Here is a 16,587-nt window from a genome sequence, read left to right as displayed (position 1 = left end):
TGAATAATGGCATTCGGTAAAGTAAAACAGGTGATGGGTCCCGTAGTGGACGTGGAATTTGAAGGCGGCGAACTTCCTGCCATCAACTCCGCTCTTCGTGTAACTAATAAATTTATCTCTGACTCTGAGTTCAACCTTGTTCTAGAAGTTGCCCAACACTTGGGTGACGGTGTTGTAAGAACAATCGCGATGGACCAAACTGAAGGTTTGGTTCGTGGTGAAAAAGTTAAAGCATTGGGCACTCAGATCACAGCTCCAGTGGGCCGTGAATCTTTGGGTCGTATCATCAACGTGGTTGGTGAGCCAATCGACGAACAAGGGCCAGTAAACGCAAAAGAACACTGGGGTATCCACAGAAATGCTCCTAAGTTTGAAGACCAAGCGACTGCAGCTGCGATGTTGATGACTGGTATCAAGGTCGTTGACTTGCTGGCTCCATACGCAAAGGGTGGTAAGATCGGTTTGTTCGGTGGTGCGGGCGTTGGTAAAACAGTTCTGATCCAGGAGCTTATCCGTAACATCGCGACTGAGCACGGTGGTTTCTCCGTATTTGCCGGCGTGGGTGAGCGTACTCGTGAAGGAAATGACTTGTGGCAAGAGATGAAGCAGTCTGGCGTTTTGGCTAAGACTTCTTTGGTGTTCGGTCAGATGAATGAACCTCCTGGAGCACGTGCGCGTGTTGCTTTGACTGGTTTGACAGTTGCGGAATACTTCCGTGACGTTGAAAACCAAGACGTTCTTTTCTTCGTGGATAACATCTTCCGCTTCACTCAGGCGGGTGCTGAAGTTTCCGCGTTGTTGGGTCGTATCCCTTCTGCCGTTGGTTACCAACCAACTTTGGCGACTGAGATGGGTGCTCTTCAAGAGCGTATTACTTCCACTAAAAAAGGCTCCATCACTTCCGTTCAAGCGGTTTACGTACCAGCGGATGACTACACGGATCCAGCTCCAGCAACCACGTTCACTCACTTGGATGCTACGACAAACTTGGATCGTGATATCGCGGCTATGGCGATCTTCCCTGCGGTTCACCCATTGACGTCCACTTCACGTCTTTTGGATCCAACTGTTATCGGTGAAGAACACTACAAGTGCGCTCGTGACGTTCAGGCGTTGTTGCAACGTTACCGTGAACTTCAAGACATCATCGCCATCTTGGGTATGGACGAGTTGTCTGAAGCGGATAAACTGGTTGTTTCCCGTTCTCGTAAGATCCAGCGTTTCTTGTCTCAGCCGTTCTTCGTTGCTGAGCAGTTCACTGGCTTGCAAGGTAAATACGTTGATATTAAAGACACTGTTAAGGGCTTCCGTGAAATCCTTGATGGTAAACATGATGCTCTTCCAGAGCAGGCGTTCTACCTTGTTGGTACTATTGAAGACGCTATCGAGAAAGCTAAGAAGCTGCAGGCCTAGTGCCTGCCCTTCCTAAGGGGTGAATATGAAACTAACAATCGTGACTCCGGAAAAGCGCATCCTTGTCGGCCAAGAGGTTGACGAGGTGACTGTTCCAGCATTCAAGGGGGAACTAAACATTCTTCCTGGTCACGCTCCTTTGATCACGACTCTGGAAACAGGCGTGATGAAATGGAAACTCAAAGGAAAAGAAAAGCAGGACATGGCTGTTATCAGCTGGGGTTACTGCCAGGTTTCTCCTGAGGGCGTGAATATTCTTGCGAACATTGCTGATCTTCCAGAAGAGATCGATCTTCAGGCAACGAAAGAGTTCCTGGCTCTTTCTGAAAAGAAGATCATGAACGAATTGATCACAGACGAAGACTGGGCAGAGTTCCAGCGCGACTGGGCTCATGCCAGAGCAAAAATCGAAGCGGCAGAACAACTGCCAGCCAAGAAGTAAGAATCAAAAACGGAGGCCCAAAGCCTCCGTTTCTTTTTTAGGTGTATCCACCATTTCCATACAGAAGAAACTAATCGTTCAGGGCAAAGGTGCCCTGGGAACTTTGCAGGATCTCCTCGCGATACTTGGCGATCTTCCTTCCTGCGTCCTTGTGATTAAAATAAAGCTGAATGACCTGGCGATATCCGCGACTGCGCGGGAACAGGCGGGGGGCTCCCAGATTCACGATAATCAGTTTGCTCTTGTGCTCAGGACTCAGACCACGAATCTGGCGGGCGGTGCGGGGACCGGTCACACCAACAAACAAAGCCGTGCAGCCATGCTTCTTCATCCATGAAGCGATATCGCCGGATCCGGTTCGACTCTGCAAGTGCACAGAGGGCATCTTCGTTCCTTCGGTGAACGTTTTTAAGAAGTCCTTGGAAGGTGAAGCCGCACAGACCTTTTCAGTACTGGCGGGTTTCCGCGGGGCTTTTATCTGGGGAAGGTTGCGCGGAATCAGGCTGGTTTTTAGATTCTGAGAAAGAACCTCGTCCTCAAGGCTGGCATAATCACGCGATGTCAGGCTGTTGCCACTTAAAAGAGAAGGCATCTTTGGGTCCTTGCGATAGACGTTGGCAAAGGCCTTTACACGAAGAATCCGTCTCAGTTTGTTGTCCACGTCCTGGGCGGAAAGATCACCGTCCTGCAGGGCCTTGAGGACGTAATCAAATGCTTTTCCTTGATCGGCAAAAGACCATGTCAGCATCACAATGTCAGAACCTGACTTTAATGCTTTCAACGCCGCGGCCTCGGGCCGCAGAACCTGCTTTGATCCCTGCATCTGCAAGTCATCCGTCATGACAAGACCCATAAACTTTAAATCATGGCGCAGAAGATCTGAAGCAATCCTGCTCGAAAAGCTGGCGGGTTCGCGGCTGGAATCCAACTCCGGATAAATCAGATGTGACATCATCACGGCGATGTTCTGTCCAAGTTTGCTGTACCCGATAAATGGAACCAGATCGCGCTTTCTGAAAGTTTCCAATGGCGTCATATTTTCAACGACAGTCACGTGGGGATCCTGATTCAGACTGCCGGTGCCAGGGAAGTGCTTTGCCGTGGGAATCACGCGCGCCCTCAGAAGACCCTTGGAGTAGGCAACACCAATATCTCGAACCATCTCAGGGTCGGAGCCAAAAGAGCGCACACCAATGAAGCTGGTCGAATAGGGATCTACTACATCCAGAACCGGGGCTAGATTCATGTTAAAGCCCACTTCACGCAGGAACAAACCGGTCTGATGTCCCATTTCCTCTGCCAGCAAAGGTGATTGCGTCTGTCCAAGTGCGAGCGCGTTCGGAGGTGCAGGAGTGATGGGAAGTCGGGAGACAGCACCACCTTCCTGGTCGATGGCGATAAACGGAGGCAATTGGGAATGTCTGTAGCTGGCCTTGTACAGACTTAAATTCAATTCACGGATCTGAGAGGCCGAAGTGATATTGCGTTTAAACAGTAAGAAGGAGCCGGGCTTGTATTTTCCGATAAACGCTTCAAGCTCGGGTGTGATTTCGGTGTAGGGAAAACCCACGATAAAAAGCTGGCCCACTTTTTCTTCGGGGGTCATCTGGGCTATTTTCCTATCGATAATTTTTGCGATCCGATCTGGACCAGCTAGCACAAGGTGGGGAAAAACAAGAATCAGCAGACTAATGCTCAAATTCCTAAAGATTTCCCTGATATACTTGCTCATATATTCAGACTATCACTGTGCCTGAACGAAGGTAGGCAAGATTTGAGAGACAGCATGAAATTGCACCAAAGTCTTAAATCAAAGGTATGTATTCTGCTAACGGTCTTTGTTGGCTTTTCTGCCATGGCTCAGGATCTTGAAGAAGAATTCGAGGCCGTGGAATCTCAAGATGTTATTGGCGAAGAAGCGCCCGTCGCGGATGATGCGCTGGATTTCGCTGCGGAAGAAGAAGCAGCGGTTGAAAGTGAAGAAGCCACTGTCGAAGCTGCTCCCGTTGAAGAGGAAGCTCCGGCTGTCGTCGAGGCTCCTCAAGAAGAAACCATCCCTGTCGAGAATATGGTCGAGGTGCCGCCTCAGGATCTTCCGTTGGTGGAGCTGCAAATTCGACAGGACAACCTGGCACCTTACAAAGAGCGCCGGGAAACTCATGGGGTCTATTTTGGCATGGACTATGAGGCTATTAACTTTAAAAATTTGATCTCGACCCTGGATGGCATGTCTTACAAGGATGTCTTCGGTGAAGACACAGTCAATTTGGTTCAAGCTGGTATCGACTATAAATTCAATTTCACTTTGGGCTCTCTGTCTGCTGGAATTTTCTATGGGATGGGCCGGGTTGATGCGGAAAACTCCCGCAGTCTTGAGATCAGTAAATACGGGGCGGCCTTCCGATTCACAGCAGACATGATTATGAATGAGCCCTATGTGGTACCTTACGTCGGGGTCAATGTCTGGCAGATGGGGATATCCGAAAAAAGTGCGACAGATTCTTTCTCTGCGACAACTCAGCTGGGCTATAACTACTCGTTGGGGCTGTTGATCCAGCTTGATTGGATTGATTACGAGACGGCGAAAGAGACGACCTTTAACTGGGGCTTGGAGAATACCTTCCTGGATGTGTACGCCACACAGTATGCGAAAACAGAAGCGCCGGATGATCCCAATACTGAAACGGACTTTACTTATGGCGCGGGTCTGCGCTTTGAGTTCTGAATCAAATTAAGCGCAAGAGCGCATCGAGCTCATCATGAACAGCAGACCACGTGATCGTGGAAAGCTTGATGTTCAGGCGGTTGTCCGGAGTCAGTGAATACTTTTTACTTTCTCGCACGGCCAGCTGAATGACTTTCTCCGGGCTGAGTTTTGTTTTCTCAGTAAAGATCAAGGACACGGATTTTAAGCCGGCGCTGATATCACGAACACCCAGCTCTTTACACTGACGACGAATCAGCATCAGACCCATCAAATTCACAGTTTGATCAGGAATCGGTCCAAACTGATCGCGCAATTCTTCTTCAATACGATCCAGATCTTCGTTGGAAGAAATATCCGCCAAAGCCTTATAGTACCCCAGACGAATACGGATGTCCTTGATGTAAGAATCCGGAATCAGTGCTGGAATCTTCAGGTTGATCTCTGGATCCAGATCCATGTCCTCAACGGTTTCGCCTTTGGCTTCCGCCAGGGCCTCGTTCAATAGATCCATATAAAGTTCATAACCCACAGAGTTGACGTGGCCGGATTGTTCTTCGCCCAGAATGTTTCCAGAACCACGCAGTTCCAAATCGTATTGTGCGATCTTGATACCGCTTCCCAGGGCGGTATTTTCCTGAATGATCTTCAGGCGCTCTTGCTGTTCTTTGTCCAGCTTGCGATCCCGTGGCATCATCAAATAACAATAGGCGCGGGTCTTGCTGCGACCAACACGTCCGCGCAACTGATAAAGCTGCGAAAGACCAAACAAGTGGGCCGTGTCGATGAACATCGTGTTAGCGCGAGGCACGTCCATTCCGGATTCCACAATCGCCGTACAGACCAGAACATCGATCTCATGATGGAAGAAAGCCAGCATGGCTTTTTCCAGCTCGTGTTCCTCCATCTGTCCGTGAGCCACGCGAATGCGGGCTTCCGGCACGATCTGGCGAAGTTCGTCCACCAGGCCATAGATGGACTCGATGCGATTGTGAATAAAGTAAACCTGGCCGCCACGGGAGATTTCTGCAGTGATGGCTTTGCGAATGGTTTCAGGATCAAACTTTGTCACGAAGGTTCGTGTTGGCAGACGATCCACGGGGGCCGTATTGATCAAGCTGAGATCCCGAATGCCCACAAGAGCCATGTTCAATGTTCTTGGGATCGGTGTGGCTGACAAAGTCAGAGTGTCGACGCTGGTTTTAATCTTTTTGATCTTTTCCTTGTGAGTGACGCCGAACTTTTGTTCTTCATCAATAATTAAAAGCCCCAGATCTTTGTATCCAACGCCCGAACCTAACAACTTGTGTGTGCCCACGATCAGGTCCACCTTGCCGTCCTTCAGATCTTGCAGGGTCTTTTTAGCTTCAGCGGGTGGAACAAATCGATTCAGCACACGAATATCCACAGGCCAGCCCTCGAAGCGCTTTTTGAACGTTTCAAAGTGCTGGAATGTCAAAACCGTTGTGGGCGCCAGCACCGCCACCTGTTTGCGAGCTTGAATGGCAAAGAAGGCCGCACGCATGGCGACCTCGGTTTTACCAAAGCCCACGTCGCCGCAGACCAGGCGGTCCATTGGTTTGGTGGACTTTAAATCGCGACGAATGTCGTTAATCGCACGAAGCTGGTCATCTGTTTCTTCGTAAGGGAAGCCGTTATCAAACATCGCCACTTCGTTTTCATTGATCACAAACGGGGGCCTGTGCATTTCTGCACGTTTTGCATAGAGCTGTAAAAGTTCCGAGGCAATGTCGCGAACGTGGGCTTTTACTTTGGCTTTGGTTTTTTCCCAGGCCGTGCCGCCCAGTTTATCCAGAACACTGGTGGCTCCAGCACCGGAGAACTTCTGCAACTGCCCCACACGATAAACAGGCAGATACAGCTTGTCTTTATCTTTGTAGCCGACCTGAATATATTCAGATTCGACGCCGCCGATATTCATGATCTTGAGACCTTCATATTGGCCAATGCCGTGTTTGACATGCACCACCAGGTCGCCCGGCTTCAGATCACCAAAAGACAGTCGCTTGGCTTGTTTCTGGAAGTCCTCTGCGCCTGAACTTTCGCGGGAAGAGCGTTGTTTTTTGCCGTAGAAGTCTTCATCACGCAGGAAGATGATGCGTTCTTCTTCAAGACGCAGGCTTTCTGCCAGATAGCGAGGCACAATATGAATCCAGGACGGATTGTGATCCTGTTCCTGAAGCCAGGAGTCCCAGCGGTATTCATCATTGTTGGTGCGAACAGCCTTAAGCTCCAGTTTTTCAAAGATCAAAGAAAGGCGATCGATGTGCGACTGGTTTTTTGTGCTGACAAAGATGCGGTAGCCGTCATCCCGCCAACGGTGAAGTTTGTTGGTGGCTGCTTGCAGCCACTGTTCAGAGCCGACGGCATTAGCAAGTCCCAGATTGGTAAAGTCCTGGGTCAGGGCCGTGCGATACTCCACGCGAGTGTCGTCAGAATTTTCCTCTTCAAAATACTCCAAGGACGAGAAATAAATCTGCCGCGAGTTTAGCGGGTAATTCAGATTTTCAAAAACCGTGTACAGATCCTCCAGGGCCGGGCGGATCACATGTCCTTCGCTGGTGCCATAGTCTGCTTTGATTTCCGCCCAGCTTTCATCGGCACATCGGGAAATCTCTACGGGATCCAGGAACCACAGGTTTAAGGCCCCTGGGAAATGGTCCACGGGTGTTGCCAGCTCTCCGTAAAAGTACGGAAGCAAGAATTCAATTCCCGGAAAGGCATTCTTTAAAACCAAAGAGCGCAGAGTTTCTTCAGCCTCTGCCTTATCCACCTTGCGGCCGTCGATAGAGGTGCGCACTCGTTGCAGCAGTCGTTCATGGGTTTCATCGCGGAAAAGCACCTCGCGGGACGGAGTCAGAACAAAGGCAGAGATTTCATCAGCACTACGCTGATCGGAAATCGCGAAGTGACGAAGGCTTTCCACCTGATCGCCGAACAGATCCATGCGGATGGGCTGAGGCTCGGTGGGTGGATAGATATCCACGATGCCTCCGCGAACGGCGAATTGACCTTTGTCTTCAACCATCGGGGCTGCGACATACCCCAATGAACCAAAATATTCGTTAAGATTTTCGGGAAGCTCATCGCCAGCCCGAATTGTGCGGGAAAGATCCTTCAGGATTTTCACCGGCAGTGTCTTCTGCATCAGTGCGTCAGAAGAGGATATGAATATTTCTCCGGCTTTGGCGGTTTGAGCTTTCGCCAAAAAGCGAATGCGATCAGAGACCACCTGTGTGTTTGGATAAAGACCCGAATACGGAGAAACGTCGAAAGCAGGCAGAATATGACTTTGACGACTTGGGTCAAAGAACTCCAGAAGTTGCTGCAAAGTCACAGCATCGCGATGACTGCCGACCACAACAAGATGCGGCAAGCCGTTGATTTTTTTAGAGTATGTTTGTGACAAGAAGTACGCAAGCGCAAGCGGTGACGCTGCCCCGGTCACTTGAATCTTACCGCGAGTTGTTTCGAAGGCCCTTTCCAGGATGGATTCAAGCCTTGTGTGAGTGATTTCCGCTTTCATTTGGTGGGCTCATCTTGCCACGCTTATCGCCTTGTTTCCATTCATATTTCTTGGTTTTCACTGACGACACATATATAACTAATTGAAATCCAAATAATAACGACAACTTTGGAGGGACTAGTGCCACTCGGTGGAGTCATATTCATCGTCATATTCATTGCTCTGTTTGGAGCATTTTTAGTTTGGCTTGCAGCCAACATTACCGGAACGAAACCGGTTTATAACCCCGTGAAGTACGAGCCCTACGAGTGCGGTATTCCTGGGATCGAAAAGAAAGAAACAAAGATCTCTGTTAAGTATTATTTAACAGCGATTCTTTTCATTCTTTTCGATATCGAGATTATCTTCATGTACCCTTGGGCGATTTCTTTCCGTGAATTCATCTCGACAGGTGGGGGCGCCTTCGTCTTCATTTCGATGATGGTGTTCATCGCGATCTTCATCTTCGGGCTCTTCTGGGAAGTTAAATCAAAAGCTTTGGAGTGGGACTAATCAATGGGAATGGGTAAAGATATTTTCGAAATCACCGTGAATGGCCTGAAGTTGGTCGTCATCTTCCTGATGATGGTTCAGTTGGTGCCGATTCTGGTTTGGCTTGAGCGCCGTGGTTCTGCTTTCATTCAAGACCGTCTGGGTCCGAACCGCGTGGGACCATTGGGTTTGATGCAGCTTCTGGCTGATGCCGTGAAGTTCCTGACCAAAGAAAACTTCGTTCCTCAGAATGCAAAAACCTTCCTGTACTATGCAGCGCCGGTGTTTGCTTTGATTCCGGGTGCGGTGGCTTTCTCGGCAATTCCAATGTCCTCTCCAATTCAGGTTGGGACCTTTGAAATGTTTGGCTCTACTTGGGGTCCTTACACTTTCTTGGTTCAGGGCTACGAAATTGGCGTGGGTATCGTCTTCATCCTGGGTGTCAGCTCCTTGGCTGCTTACACATTGTTGATGGCGGGTTGGGGTTCTGGAAATAAGTACACCCTCATGGGTGCTCTTCGTGCTTCCGCTCAAACGATCTCTTACGAGCTGGCATTGGGCCTTTCCATCGTCGGCGTGATCATGCTTTACGGCACGTTCAATCTGACGGAGATGACATTGGCTCAGCAAGGTCCTTTGACCTTCACGTTCCTGGGTCACACGATCGCGGCGAACTGGCTTCCGAACTGGGGTATCTTCTATCAACCGCTAGGGGCGATTTTGTTCTTCTCTGCGGCGTTCGCAGAATCCAACCGTCTGCCGTTCGACTTGGCCGAAGGTGAATCCGAGCTGGTCGGTGGTTTCCATACAGAGTACGGCGGTTTCAAGTTCAACATGTTCTTCATCGGTGAATACGGCCACATGATGATCGCTTCCGGTCTGATGGTTTTGTTCTTCTTTGGTGGTTACACAATCCCATTTGTTTCTGTTGCAGAACTGAATGAGTGGGCCGCAGGTGTTACATCAACAGCAGGCAAGGCAAGTGCTTTGGTGGCGCTGATTCACTTCCTGGTGTTCAACGTGAAATTTGCATTCTTCATGTGGGTCTTCATCTGGGTTCGCTGGACTTTGCCTCGTTTCCGTTACGATCAGTTGATGGATCTGGGCTGGAAGACGATGCTTCCTTGGGCTTTGGCAAACACCATTCTCACAGCCTTTGTGATCTTCATCGCATCTTTGTAAGGAGTTAAAATGACAGCAGATGCATTTCTTTTCTGGTTCTTAGCGTTTGTCACTCTGGCCTCTGGCCTTAGTGTCATTTTGATGTCCAATCCGATCTATTCCGCTTTGTGCCTGGCGATGACAATGGTGGGTATCTCTGCCTTGTTTGTGACCTTGAATGCCTTCTTTATTGCGGGTGTTCAGTTGATCGTTTACGCCGGTGCGGTCATGGTTCTGTTCACGATGGTGATCATGCTCTTTGACTTGAAAAAAGACGTACAGGCCTTCACCAAAGGCAAATTCACTGGGGCGGTTAAAATCGCTTCCGTGGGCTTGTTGGCGGGTCTGGTTGTGGGTGCTATTGCCATGTCCGTCAGCTTGATGGGTGAAAAGACCACCGACAATCCAGTGATGGTCGGCACAGGCATGGAAACAACCAAGGCATTGGGTAACATCCTGTTCACCAAATACATCTTCGGTTTCGAGGCTTTGGGTGTGCTTCTTTTGGTAATCGCAGTTGGTGCAGTTGCATTGGCACGCAGTAAAGGTGGAACACATGAACACTGAGTTCATTACTAATATCGGCCTGACACACTATTTGGTTCTGGCAGCTATGTTGTTCGTTATCGGTATGGCAGGGGTTCTTCTGCGCCGTAACGTGATCGTACTTTTGATGTCTATTGAATTGATGCTGAACTCTGTGAATCTGACGTTCATTGCCTTTAGTAAATACCTGGGCATTCTGGATGGTCATATCATGGTCTTCTTCGTTATGACGATTGCTGCTGCCGAGGCAGCGGTGGGTCTGGCGCTGGCAGTATCCATCTTTAAACGATTCAACGAAGTGAACATTCGCTTCTTTGAGCACTTGAAAGGATAGGGGATAAGCTGTGAATCATTCTCTATTAATGGCAATCCTGATTCTGGCTCCTTTCGTTGGTTTCCTGATCAACGGCGCCAGATATAAAAAACACTCCGGAAATGTGGCTGGTTCCATCGCAACAGTAGCGGTGGCGATCTCCTTTATTTCTGCGATTCTTTTGGTTGTAGACCTCGTCTCCATGCCGGCTGAAGCCCGTCGTATTGCGGTGAGCTTCTTTGAATGGATGGCGATTGATAAATTCAAGGTCAACGCTGGCTTCGTAGTCGATCAAATCAGCGCCATCATGATCCTTGTGATCACAGGTGTTGGTACTCTGATCCACTTGTTCTCTATCGGTTACATGCACCACGATAAGGGTGTGGCGAAGTACTTCGCTTACCTGAATCTGTTCATCTTCAACATGTTGTTGCTTGTCCTGGGCGACAGCTTGCTGGTGATGTTCGTTGGTTGGGAAGGTGTCGGTCTTTGCTCTTATCTGTTGATCGGTTTCTGGTTCACGGACAAGGAAAAGGCAGCTGCCGGTATGAAGGCCTTCATCACCAATCGTATCGGGGATGCGGCGTTCTTGTTGGGTATGTTCGTTCTGTTCATTACTTTCGGAACATTGAATTTCTCTGAACTGAATGCCTTGGCTCCGACAGTGGTTGAGTCCTCTTGGTTGGGGGCCGTGACTTTGGGGACTTTGTTCCTGTTCATCGGTGCGACCGGTAAATCTGCACAGATTCCATTGTACGTTTGGCTTCCAGACGCGATGGCCGGTCCAACACCGGTTTCTGCGTTGATCCACGCGGCGACGATGGTGACTGCCGGCGTATACATGATTGTTCGTCTGAATCCGCTCTTCATCATGGCTCCGAACACGATGATGGTTATTGCGATCATCGGTGCGGCGACGGCTGTGTTTGCGGCGACAATCGGTATCACACAAAATGATATCAAGAAGGTTTTGGCTTATTCCACCGTGTCCCAGCTTGGTTATATGTTCCTGGCAGTGGGTGTGGGGGCCTTCGGAGCAGCGATGTTCCACTTGATGACTCACGCCTTCTTTAAAGCTTTGATGTTCCTGGGTTCTGGTTCTGTGATTCACGGAATGCATGAAGAACAAGACATCAGAAAAATGGGCGGCCTGAAAAAGTACATGCCAATCACGCACATCACATTTGTGATGGGTTGGCTGGCAATCATCGGAACTCCACTGTTCTCTGGCTTCTTCTCTAAAGATGAGATCCTGGCTTATGCATTCCATTCTCCAATGGGGTCTCCGATCCTTTGGGCGGCGGGTGTTGTGGGTGCTACTTTGACGGCATTCTATATGACTCGTTTGATGGCTTTGACCTTCTGGGGTAAGAGCCGTGTTTCCCCTGACGTTCACCCGCATGAGTCTTCCGCGATCATGACAATTCCTTTGATCATCCTGGCGATCCTTTCTGTATTTGCCGGTTGGATCGGGGTTCCGCATGTTATCGGTGAGCACTTGGGTCACATGCCAAACTTCTGGGAGCACTGGTTGCACCCAATGATTTCTCCGATCCCTGGTTGGACTGCATTTGATGCAACGACTGAATGGATCTTGATGGGCTGCTCAGTGGGCCTTGCGACAGTTTCTGCCATCGTGGCTTATCAGTTCTACGTGAAGTCTCCAGAGACTCCGAAGAAGATCGCTGAAAGCATCAAGCCTGTGTACAACCTTGTGAATAACAAATACTTTGTGGACGAGGCGTACTTCGGCGGAATCATTAATCCTTTGGTAAACCTCAGTAAGAACACTTGGTATTATATCGATGTAAACTTCATCGATAAAATGACCTTCTGGGCAGGCGATCTTGTGCGTGGCATGGGGTCCTTTGCGCGCTCTGTTCAAACTGGAAATATGCAGCAGTACGCGATGTACATTGGCATTGGCGTGGTTGTAGCCCTTTCATTTGTGATCATGAGGTAATGTATGATCCTAAGTAGCATTGTTTTCCTACCTCTTTTATTCGCACTTCTGATCGCGATCTGGCCAAAGGCGAATACCATTCGCCACTTGGCTTTGGGCTTTTCTTTGATTGAGTTCCTGGTCAGCCTTTCCATCTTCAAGCACTTCGACGCTTCGGCGACAGGCCTGCAGTTGGTGGAAAAGTTCATGTGGATTGAACGCTTCGGTATTCAATACTTCATGGGGATTGACGGGATTTCGTTGTGGCTGGTTCTTCTGACCACGTTCCTGACCCCGATCATCATTCTGGCTAGCTGGACATCCATCACAGAACGCGTAAAAGGCTTCCACGTTTGTTTGTTCATCCTGCAAACAGCCATGCTGGGCACATTCCTGGCGATGGATGCGGTCTTCTTCTATGTGTTCTGGGAGCTTTCTCTGGTTCCGATGTACTTCATGATCGGTATCTGGGGGGGCGCTCGTCGTATCTATGCAACAGTAAAGTTCTTCATCTATACGATGGCGGGCTCTGTTCTGATGCTGGTGGCAATCATCTACATGATGTACCTGACTCAGGAAGCGACTGGCCAGATGAGCGCAAGCCTTCTGGACTTCTACAAGCTTCAAATCCCGTTTGTAGGCGGGACTTTCTTCAGCCTGCAGACGCTTTTGTTCTTCGCCTTTGCTTTGGCCTTTGCGATCAAGGTTCCGGCGTTCCCGGTTCACACTTGGTTGCCTGATGCCCACGTTGAAGCTCCGACCCCAGGGTCTGTGATCCTGGCGGGTGTGATGCTGAAAATGGGTACTTATGGGTTCATGCGCTGGGTGATTCCTTTGTTCCCCGAGGCTTCTGAATACTGGGCTTGGTTGTTCATGTTGATCGGTACTGTGGGAATCATTTACGGTGCTTTGGTGGCGATGGTTCAGCCGGATGTGAAAAAGCTGGTCGCGTACTCTTCTGTATCCCACATGGGTTACATCTTATTGGGTCTGTTCGCGTTTAACGCCTACGGCATGGGTGGCGGTCTTTATCAGATGCTGAATCACGGTATATCCACCGGGGCGCTGTTCATCCTGATTGGTATGATCTACGAAAGAACGCATTCTCGTGAAATCTCCAAGTACGGTGGTTTGGCCGGCGTATTGCCGATCTTCACGATCTTCTTCTTTATCATCACGCTTTCTTCCATCGCAGTTCCAATGACGAATGGCTTCGTGGGTGAATTCTTCATCCTTCTTGGAACTTATCAGGCGCATCCGGTGTTTGCTTACTTCGCGGTATCCGGTGTGGTTCTTGGGGCGGTTTACATGTTGTGGATGTTTAAACGCGTCTTCTTCGGTGAACAAGGGGAGCTTGTTAAGGATGAACACCATCCTCTGCACGACCTGAATGCCCGTGAAATCGCAGTTTTGGTTCCAATGGTGATCATGGTGTTCTGGATGGGTCTGTTCCCGAATCATTTCCTGAACTATTCCAAAGCCAGCATCGACTACCTTGTGAACAATAGAAGTAACTATAATCTGACGATTGTTCAGCCCGGCGCCGTTGAAGTGAGTCACGCGCAAGGAGAAAACTAATGAATATCAATATCGGTCTTAGCGACATTCTTCTGATCTCTCCGATGATCGCTTTGTTCTTGGCAAGTTTGTTGCCAATCACGACGAAGGTTCTTCGTGGAAACCGCGAACAACATTCATTGATCACGCTTTCTCAGGCGTTGATCGGGATTGTGGTGGCCGTGGTCCTTCTGGTCGTTTTTGGCGGCGCTGATAAAACGGCCTTCAACAACGGTCTGATCTTTGATGGTGTGACTCAGTGGATGGGTATTATCTCTTTGGCAGGCGCGGGTGCTGCCATGGTGATGATGTATGAAAATCCGGCGACAAAAGGAAAGCAGTTCTCTGAACTGATCTTCCTGGCGATGAGTTCCGCGATTGGGATGCTGACCCTGGTTTCTGCCGTGGATCTGTTGATGGTCTTCATCGGTCTGGAAATGATGTCTTTGGCATTGTACCTGATGATCGCGATGAGCCACGAAGAAAAGCTTTCCAAGGAAGCGGCACTGAAATACTTCATCCTGGGTTCATTTGCTTCAGCTTTGTTCCTGTACGGTGTGGCCTTCATCTTCGGCTCCACGGGTGGTACAAACATCCTGAGCTTCATGGAAAATGCAGCTGAGCTTGTTCAAACAAGCCGTCTGTTCCTGTTTGGTGTGACTTTCGTGATCCTGGGCTTCTGCTTCAAGGTTTCGATTGCTCCATTCCACGCTTGGACTCCGGACGTTTACCAAGGTGCTCCGACTCCGCACACGGCTTTCATGGCGACTGCGGTGAAGACGGTGTCCTTCGCGGCTTTCTTGAGGATCATTGCGACGAAGTCTTTGACGGGTTCAGATCAGTTGTTTGACATCCTTCAATGGCTGGCAGTTATCACGATGATCGTGGGGAATACGGCGGCGATTCTTCAGAACAACTTCAAACGTATGATTGCTTACTCCTCTGTGGCACACTCTGGTTATCTTTTGGTGGGTGTTATCACGGCGGGCGTCAGTGACAATGGTGCGTTTGGGGCCTCTGGCGTGATCTTCTATCTGCTAGCTTACGGTCTGATGACGTTGGGAGCTTTCGCTATTGCGAGCATGATTGAAAAGTCTGAAAACCACATCGTAAACGTGGATGACCTTGCTGGTTTTGCGAAACAAAGACCGATGTTGGCTCTGTGCCTGACGGTGTTCCTGCTGTCTTTGGCAGGTATTCCACCAACACTGGGCTTCTTTGGTAAATTCTATCTGTTCAACGCAGCTATTGGTGAAGGTTTGTTGTGGTTGGCGGTATGGGGTGTATTGAACTCTGTCATCGGTGTTTACTACTACCTGCGCCCGATTGTTGTGATGTACATGAAAGAGGGTGAGGCCGAGATCGCGGGTCATTCTTTGAATGCCACAACCGTGACTGCAGTGGTTATGGCTGTTGCCATTATCTTGATGGGCTTTGTATCTGGTCCCATCTTCTCTGCCGTAGAAAAAAGCCTTTTGTAGGACTTTTGACCTGAAAGAAACTTCATTCTAAGCCCCGGTGATGCCGGGGCTTTTTTTTGCCTTTATTCTATCCACCTATGAATAAAAAGTTTCATGAACTTATCTCTGAAGCGTCCAAAGTTGTTCTGGATAAAAACGTGGAAATTCGTCTGGCGATGACCTGTCTGTTGGCAGGTGGACATCTGCTGATTGAGGACCTGCCAGGCGTTGGTAAAACCACTTTGGTGCAAGTTCTTGGAAAGCTGACGGGGTTAAAAACCCGTCGCATTCAATTCACAATTGATCTGCTTCCGGCTGATGTGATCGGTGGACAGGTGTTTCATCCTCAAGAGCAAAAATTTGTCTTTCACCCGGGTCCATTGTTTTCACAAATGGTGATGGCCGATGAACTGAATCGCGCCAGCCCTCGCACACAAAGTGCGCTTTTACAGGCTATGGAGGAAGGTGAAGTCTCCGTGGATGGAACTAACTGGCCTTTGCCAAAACCATTCTATGTTATTGCCACCCAGAATCCTCATCAACAGACGGGAACATTCCCACTTCCAGAAAGTCAGTTGGATCGTTTCCTAATGAGCTTGGAATTGCATCATGCCTCAAAAGAAACTGAAGTGCGTCTGTTGCAAGGAGAAGATCCTCGGGGAATGTTAAGCAAGATCCAATCTCTTTTTATTGAAGGGGAGATTCAACAGGCCCTGCACCTGGTGCAGGCCGTGAAAGTGGCTCCAGCGGTGGCGACTTACATCGCGGATATTCTGGAAAGGTCACGTCGAGCTGGTTTTGAAGGGGCTCCGTTGTCCACGCGGGCGGGTCTGGCCCTGGTTCGCGCGGCAAAAGCGTGGGCCTTTTTAGAGGGCCGAGACTATGTTCGTCCCGATGATGTGCAACAGGTTCTAGTACCCGTGCTAGGACACAGACTGGGAGGCAACCATGGCATCAAACGAGGTCGTGAGTGGGCAGTCAATCTTCAAAAGGCCACTGCTGTTCCTGTCTAAAAGGAAAAACAGAACATA

At 49.4% G+C, this 16,587-nt stretch carries 13 protein-coding genes; 11 read left to right on the top strand and 2 right to left on the bottom strand.

The window, feature by feature from the left end:
• Positions 1 to 6 precede the first annotated feature (6 nt).
• Entirely contained in the window at positions 7 to 1,413 is a 1,407-nt protein-coding gene (atpD, locus tag ACZ5ZZ_RS17480; RefSeq protein ID WP_464119121.1) for a F0F1 ATP synthase subunit beta, read from the top strand.
• Between the two features lie 25 nt (positions 1,414 to 1,438).
• The gene (gene atpC, locus ACZ5ZZ_RS17475) at positions 1,439 to 1,855 is read left to right on the top strand and encodes an ATP synthase F1 subunit epsilon (RefSeq protein ID WP_464132587.1); all 417 of its coding nucleotides are present in this window, start codon (positions 1,439 to 1,441) and stop codon (positions 1,853 to 1,855) included.
• A gap of 70 nt (positions 1,856 to 1,925) precedes the next feature.
• Here atpC and ACZ5ZZ_RS17470 read toward each other — a convergent pair whose 3' ends face one another.
• Positions 1,926 to 3,461, bottom strand: coding sequence for a glycoside hydrolase family 3 protein (locus ACZ5ZZ_RS17470; RefSeq protein ID WP_464140678.1), 1,536 nt, complete (start codon positions 3,459 to 3,461; stop codon positions 1,926 to 1,928).
• A 180-nt stretch (positions 3,462 to 3,641) separates the two neighbouring features.
• Between ACZ5ZZ_RS17470 and ACZ5ZZ_RS17465 the strand changes: the two genes are divergently transcribed.
• Positions 3,642 to 4,580 (top strand): hypothetical protein, encoded by a 939-nt coding sequence (locus ACZ5ZZ_RS17465; RefSeq protein ID WP_464140677.1) that lies wholly within the window; start codon positions 3,642 to 3,644, stop codon positions 4,578 to 4,580.
• A gap of 1 nt (position 4,581) precedes the next feature.
• On the opposite strand, the gene mfd is transcribed toward ACZ5ZZ_RS17465, so the two are convergent.
• Positions 4,582 to 8,106: a transcription-repair coupling factor gene (gene mfd / locus ACZ5ZZ_RS17460; RefSeq protein WP_464140675.1), complete on the bottom strand. Its 3,525-nt coding sequence runs from the start codon at positions 8,104 to 8,106 to the stop codon at positions 4,582 to 4,584.
• Between the two features lie 120 nt (positions 8,107 to 8,226).
• On the opposite strand from mfd, the gene ACZ5ZZ_RS17455 reads away from it, so the two are divergent.
• The 8 genes from ACZ5ZZ_RS17455 (at position 8,227) to ACZ5ZZ_RS17420 (ending at position 16,569) form a co-directional block, all read left to right on the top strand.
• On the top strand, positions 8,227 to 8,598 hold the full coding sequence (locus tag ACZ5ZZ_RS17455; RefSeq protein WP_262555174.1) for an NADH-quinone oxidoreductase subunit A: 372 nt from the start codon (positions 8,227 to 8,229) through the stop codon (positions 8,596 to 8,598).
• Between the two features lie 9 nt (positions 8,599 to 8,607).
• A complete protein-coding gene (locus ACZ5ZZ_RS17450) occupies positions 8,608 to 9,759 on the top strand; it encodes a complex I subunit 1/NuoH family protein (RefSeq protein WP_464140673.1) in 1,152 nt (383 codons plus the stop codon).
• 9 nt (positions 9,760 to 9,768) lie between these two features.
• A complete protein-coding gene (locus ACZ5ZZ_RS17445; protein WP_464119112.1) occupies positions 9,769 to 10,305 on the top strand; it encodes an NADH-quinone oxidoreductase subunit J in 537 nt (178 codons plus the stop codon).
• On the top strand, positions 10,295 to 10,618 hold the full coding sequence (nuoK, locus tag ACZ5ZZ_RS17440) for an NADH-quinone oxidoreductase subunit NuoK (RefSeq protein WP_464119110.1): 324 nt from the start codon (positions 10,295 to 10,297) through the stop codon (positions 10,616 to 10,618). The genes ACZ5ZZ_RS17445 and nuoK overlap by 11 nt, the downstream gene beginning before the upstream one ends.
• 28 nt (positions 10,619 to 10,646) lie before the next feature.
• The gene (gene nuoL / locus ACZ5ZZ_RS17435; protein WP_464135233.1) at positions 10,647 to 12,560 is read left to right on the top strand and encodes an NADH-quinone oxidoreductase subunit L; all 1,914 of its coding nucleotides are present in this window, start codon (positions 10,647 to 10,649) and stop codon (positions 12,558 to 12,560) included.
• A 3-nt stretch (positions 12,561 to 12,563) separates the two neighbouring features.
• Positions 12,564 to 14,117: a complex I subunit 4 family protein gene (locus ACZ5ZZ_RS17430; RefSeq protein WP_464140670.1), complete on the top strand. Its 1,554-nt coding sequence runs from the start codon at positions 12,564 to 12,566 to the stop codon at positions 14,115 to 14,117.
• On the top strand, positions 14,117 to 15,577 hold the full coding sequence (locus ACZ5ZZ_RS17425; RefSeq protein WP_464140667.1) for an NADH-quinone oxidoreductase subunit N: 1,461 nt from the start codon (positions 14,117 to 14,119) through the stop codon (positions 15,575 to 15,577). Before ACZ5ZZ_RS17430 ends, ACZ5ZZ_RS17425 begins: the two co-directional genes overlap by 1 nt.
• Before the next feature lie 77 nt (positions 15,578 to 15,654).
• Positions 15,655 to 16,569 (top strand): AAA family ATPase, encoded by a 915-nt coding sequence (locus ACZ5ZZ_RS17420; protein WP_464140665.1) that lies wholly within the window; start codon positions 15,655 to 15,657, stop codon positions 16,567 to 16,569.
• Positions 16,570 to 16,587 lie beyond the last annotated feature (18 nt).

The organism is Bdellovibrio sp. HM001 (assembly GCF_055397275.1).
This window is presented reverse-complemented; position numbering and strand designations above follow the sequence as displayed.